This is a genomic window from Spirillospora sp. NPDC049652 (genome assembly GCF_040675125.1).
GTDB lineage: Bacteria > Actinomycetota > Actinomycetes > Streptosporangiales > Streptosporangiaceae > Spirillospora.
Genome location: NZ_JBFAOF010000651.1, coordinates 1 through 4,213, shown reverse-complemented (window position 1 = coordinate 4,213; position 4,213 = coordinate 1). Strand labels below are relative to the sequence as shown.

Sequence of the window (4,213 nt, the reverse complement as noted above, 5' to 3'; positions counted from 1 at the left end):
GGCGACCAGGTCGGCCGCGCGCGCCATCATCTTGGTCGGCACGCAGGCGTAGTACGGGCACTCGCCGCCGACCAGCCGGGACTCGACGGCCACGACCGACAGGCCCGCGTCCGCCAGGCGTCCGGCGGCGTCCTCGCCGCCGGGGCCGGTTCCGATCACGACGACGTCCACCGATGTGCTCATGCGGACATCCTGCCCGACCCGGTCGGGGGCTCAACCAGGGGCTCTGTAGATCTTGATCCAGTCCACGTACATGGTCACCCATTTCGGGGTGGACCGGTCGCGGCAGAAGGACGGCCCCCGATCGCACACCTGGTCGTTCTGGAGGGCGAGGCCCATCTGGGACCGCTCGGGAGTGAGATCACCCCGGTAGTCCCACACCTTCCGGCCGTCCAGCCAGAAGGTCAGGCGGTGCGGCAGCCAGTCGAGCGCGAACACGTGCCACTGCGTGAAGTCGGCGCGCAGGACGTTGTGCTTCTGCGTGTCGTCCGGCCCGTAGTGGACGTACTGGTCGGCGGTCCGCCTGGTGGGGTCGATCATCTCCGCGAAGTCGATCTCGGCCTTCTCGGGGTCGCCGAACACCTTCGGCCAGAGCAGCGCGACCGCCGAGTAGCCGACGCCGCTCTCCGCCCGCATCCGCACCTCCCAGCGGCCGTGCGTGAGGGTCAGCCGGGACGCGATGCCGCCGGACAGGTCCCGGCCGCCGTAGAGGCCGCCGGTGAGCCGCAGCGTGCCCGCGTCCACGCTGGTGGCGGCGGCGGTGCGCGGGTTCACCCGGTCGTCCGGGCTGTTGTAGACGATCCACCGGGACGGGTCGACCGAGCTGCCGTCGAAGCCGTCCTGGACCACCGGCCTGCCCCAGAACGCCGGGGTCGGCGGGTCGGCCGTCCCCGACGGAGCCGACGCCGGCGCCCCGCCGGACGCCCCGCCGCCGTTCGACGCCGGGCCGCCACCGGACGCGGGACCGCCGGCGACGGGCGGCCGGGCGTGTCCGGGGCCGGAGTCCGAGCACGCCGTGACCAGCGCCGCCACGAGCAGAGCCGCCGCACCGGCCCGGGCGGCCGCCGAGATCCCCATGTGCTCATCAGACCGTCGCCCGGCCGCCGAGTCAGTAGAAATGCCGGTTGTTGCCGTTCGCTTGCTTTCGTCCGCTTTAGAGCGTTCAATCCCCCGCCGCGCGGGCGGTTCGGCGGGACCGGCGGTTCGGCGGGACGGGCGAGTCAGCGGGACGGGCGAGTCAGCGGGCGGCGCGGCGCGGGGGCAGCGGAATGCGGTCCAGGTCGTGAACGAGGGTGATCTCGCCGTCGAAGACGTGGGCGGCCTGCTCGGTGAAGCGCGGCTCGTCGGACGGCCGGTACCGCTCGGAGAAGTGCGTCAGGACGAGCCGTCCCACCCCGGCCCGCTTGGCGACCTCGCCCGCCTGGCCCGCCGTGAGGTGCCCGTACTCGGCGGCGAGCGCGGCCTCCTCGTCCAGGAACGTCGACTCGATGACCAGCAGGTCCACACCGTCGGCGAGTTCGAACACGCCGTCGCAGAGCCGGGTGTCCATGACGAACGCGACCTTCTGCCCCGGCCGGCGGACGGCGCACTCGTCCAGCGTCACCGTGCGCCCGCCTGGGGTGTCGACCCGGCCGTCCTCCTGGAGGCGGCGGACGAGCGGCCCGCGAACGCCCAGCTCGGCGAGCCGCTCCGGCAGCATCGTCACGCCGTCCGGCTCGGCCAGCCGGTACCCGTACGCCTCGACCGGATGCGAGAGTCGCCGCGCGACCAGCGTGAACGGGCCGCCGGTCGCCAGCGCCGCCCGCTCCCCGTCCACCGGCATCTCGACGATGACGTCGCTCTCGCGGTGCGGCGTTGCGTGCCGCAGCCGCTCCCAGTAACGCGCGCCGCTCGCCGGGAAGACCGCGTGGACCGGGTGCGCCACGCCGTCGCGCGCGATCCGCTGGACCAGGCCGGGCACGCCGAGGCAGTGGTCGCCGTGGAAGTGGGTCACGCAGATCCAGTGGACGTCGTTCGCCGCCAGCCCGGCCATGATCATCTGCCGCTGGGTCCCCTCGCCGGGGTCGAAGAGCACGCCCTGCCCGTCCCAGCGGAGCAGGTAGCCGTTGTGGTTGCGGTGCCTGGTCGGAACCGCGCTGGCGGAGCCGAGGACGACGAGTTCGCGTACGGACACCCGCCCATGATGCCGGTGCCCGGCCGAAATAAGCGCTTGATTATTCTGAGCGGGTCGTCCAGCCCCCGGACGTCCAGCCCCCCGAGACGTCCGGCCCGATGAGCGGAGGCCGCGGTGCCGAGCAAGCGCGAGAAGATCAGGATGAGCCCCGCCGAGGTCGCGGCGTTCCTCGACGAGAGCTACAAGGTGCAGGTCGCGACGGTCGGGAAGGACGGCGCGCCGCACCTGGTGACCATGTTCTACGCGCTGCTCGACGGGAAGATCGCGTTCACCACGTACCGGTCGTCGCAGAAGGTGCTGAACCTGCGCCGCGACCCGGTCATGACGTGCCTGGTCGAGGACGGCGTCCAGTACGGCGAACTGCGCGGCGTCGCGCTGTACGGGCGGGGGCTGGTGGTCGAGGACCGCGAGCCGCTGCTCAAGGTCGGCGCGGTCGTCGGGTCCCGGATGGCCGGGCTGCCCGTCCCCCGGATCGGCGAACCGGTCGCGCCGGAGTTCGCCGCCGGGCTGGAGCAGGCGATGGCCAAGCGGGTCCTGATCGTCATGGAACCCGACCGCGTCGTCAGCTGGGACCACGGCAAAGCCTGATCACGAACCCGCGGGGGGCGGGACGCCGGTCAGTCCGCCACGCGCGGATCGGCGTTCCGGTCCCCCTCCGGCGACGGCTCGCCGCTCAGGTCCGGTTCGCGCCGGGGCGCGGGCACATGGATCGCCCCTTGCCCTGAAGTGTCTGGATTCGCGTCCGGGAGGAGGAGCTCCGCGGCGGACGCCTGCTCGCGGCGCATCCGCCGGTAGGCGCGGACGTCCCAGAGGGCCAGCGCGACGATCACGGACGTCGTCAGGAGACCCAGCAGGAGCGGGGTGAGCAGCCCGGCGGCGGGCGCGAGCGCCGCCAGCGCCGCGATCGCGACGACGCGGGCCGTGGTGAACCCGCCGAAGACCACCCGCTTGAACAGCGCGTGCCCGGCGACGAACAGGATCGGCCCGCCGAGCGCCACCGCGACCAGCCCGCCCGAGACGTGCCCGGACGGGTGCGCGATGGTCAGCTCGTCCGCGACCGCCCCGACGATGATCCCCGCCACCATCGGGATGTGCATGAACGTGTAGGCCGAGCGGCCGAGGCGGCCCGGGTCGTCGGACGCGGCGATCCGCTCGGCCGCGACGTCGGCGGTGTGGTCGAAGTAGATCCACCAGAACGCGACGCTGCCGACGAAGGCCGAGGCGAACGCCGCCACGTGCGCCGCGTCCATCGGCAGGCCGCTGATCGTCGCCCCGGTGACCAGCACCGACTCGCCCAGCGCGATGATCACGAAGAGCTGGCAGCGCTCGGCCATGTGCGAGCCGTCGATCGTCCAGTCCCGGGTGGCCGAGCGGCCGAGGCCGGGCACCAGGAAGCCGAACCACGGCGCGGTCTGCTCGACCGCGATCGCGGCCACCCACAGCCAGGCGCGGCGGCCCGGGTCGTCCACCAGGCCGCCGATGATCCACAGCGCGGCCGCGGCCGACAGCCAGGTCAGCACGCGCTGGAAGTTGCGGCCGAGCTCGTGCCGCCGGGTGGCCCACGCCACGAACAGCGTCCGCCCGACCTGGATCGAGGCGTACGTCGCGGCGAACCAGACGCCGCGCGGGCCGAACGCGCCGGGCAGCGTGGCCGCCATCAGCAGCCCGGCGACCATCACGCCGACCAGCATGATCCGGACGGCCGGATGGTCGGGGTCGAACCAGTTGGTCGTCCAGCAGGTGTACATCCACGCCCACCAGACGGCCATCAGCAGGATCAGCGTCTGGGCCGCGCCGCGCCAGGTCAGGTGCTCCAGCAGGGTGTGCGAGAGCTGCGTGACGGCGAAGACGAAGACCAGGTCGAAGAACAGCTCGAAGAAGGTGACCTTGCCGCCCTGGCCGCCGTCCCGGATCCGCATCACCGCCGGCATCGCGGACGCCACACCGCCCGGGCGCGCCTGGGGGGAGGGCGCGTTCATCGGGAGGCGGCCGTCAGGACGCGGAGTCGGCGGCGCCCGGGGACGGCGAGGACGACCCGGC

5 protein-coding genes are annotated in these 4,213 nt (G+C 73.2%); 1 reads left to right on the top strand and 4 read right to left on the bottom strand.

Annotation, left to right across the window (positions count from 1 at the left end; translation table 11 throughout):
- The 3 genes from AB0J52_RS29930 to AB0J52_RS29920 form a co-directional block, all read right to left on the bottom strand.
- Positions 1 to 183 (bottom strand): FAD-dependent oxidoreductase (locus AB0J52_RS29930; RefSeq protein ID WP_500185980.1); only part of this gene is annotated, 183 nt, incomplete at its 3' end.
- A gap of 30 nt (positions 184 to 213) precedes the next feature.
- A complete protein-coding gene (locus AB0J52_RS29925) occupies positions 214 to 1,077 on the bottom strand; it encodes a glycoside hydrolase family 16 protein (protein WP_500185978.1) in 864 nt (287 codons plus the stop codon).
- A gap of 160 nt (positions 1,078 to 1,237) precedes the next feature.
- A complete protein-coding gene (locus AB0J52_RS29920; protein WP_500185976.1) occupies positions 1,238 to 2,173 on the bottom strand; it encodes a ribonuclease Z in 936 nt (311 codons plus the stop codon).
- 114 nt (positions 2,174 to 2,287) lie between these two features.
- On the opposite strand from AB0J52_RS29920, the gene AB0J52_RS29915 reads away from it, so the two are divergent.
- Positions 2,288 to 2,761: a pyridoxamine 5'-phosphate oxidase family protein gene (locus AB0J52_RS29915; RefSeq protein ID WP_500185974.1), complete on the top strand. Its 474-nt coding sequence runs from the start codon at positions 2,288 to 2,290 to the stop codon at positions 2,759 to 2,761.
- A gap of 29 nt (positions 2,762 to 2,790) precedes the next feature.
- Here the strand turns inward: AB0J52_RS29915 and AB0J52_RS29910 are convergent, their stop codons facing one another.
- Entirely contained in the window at positions 2,791 to 4,152 is a 1,362-nt protein-coding gene (locus AB0J52_RS29910; protein ID WP_500185972.1) for a low temperature requirement protein A, read from the bottom strand.
- Positions 4,153 to 4,213 lie beyond the last annotated feature (61 nt).

Coding starts and splice junctions, on each gene's coding strand:
- AB0J52_RS29925 (WP_500185978.1), bottom strand. CDS start 1,077: ATGGGGATCTCGGCGGCCGCCCGGGCCGGTGCGGCGGCTCTGCTCGTG.
- AB0J52_RS29910 (WP_500185972.1), bottom strand. CDS start 4,152: ATGAACGCGCCCTCCCCCCAGGCGCGCCCGGGCGGTGTGGCGTCCGCG.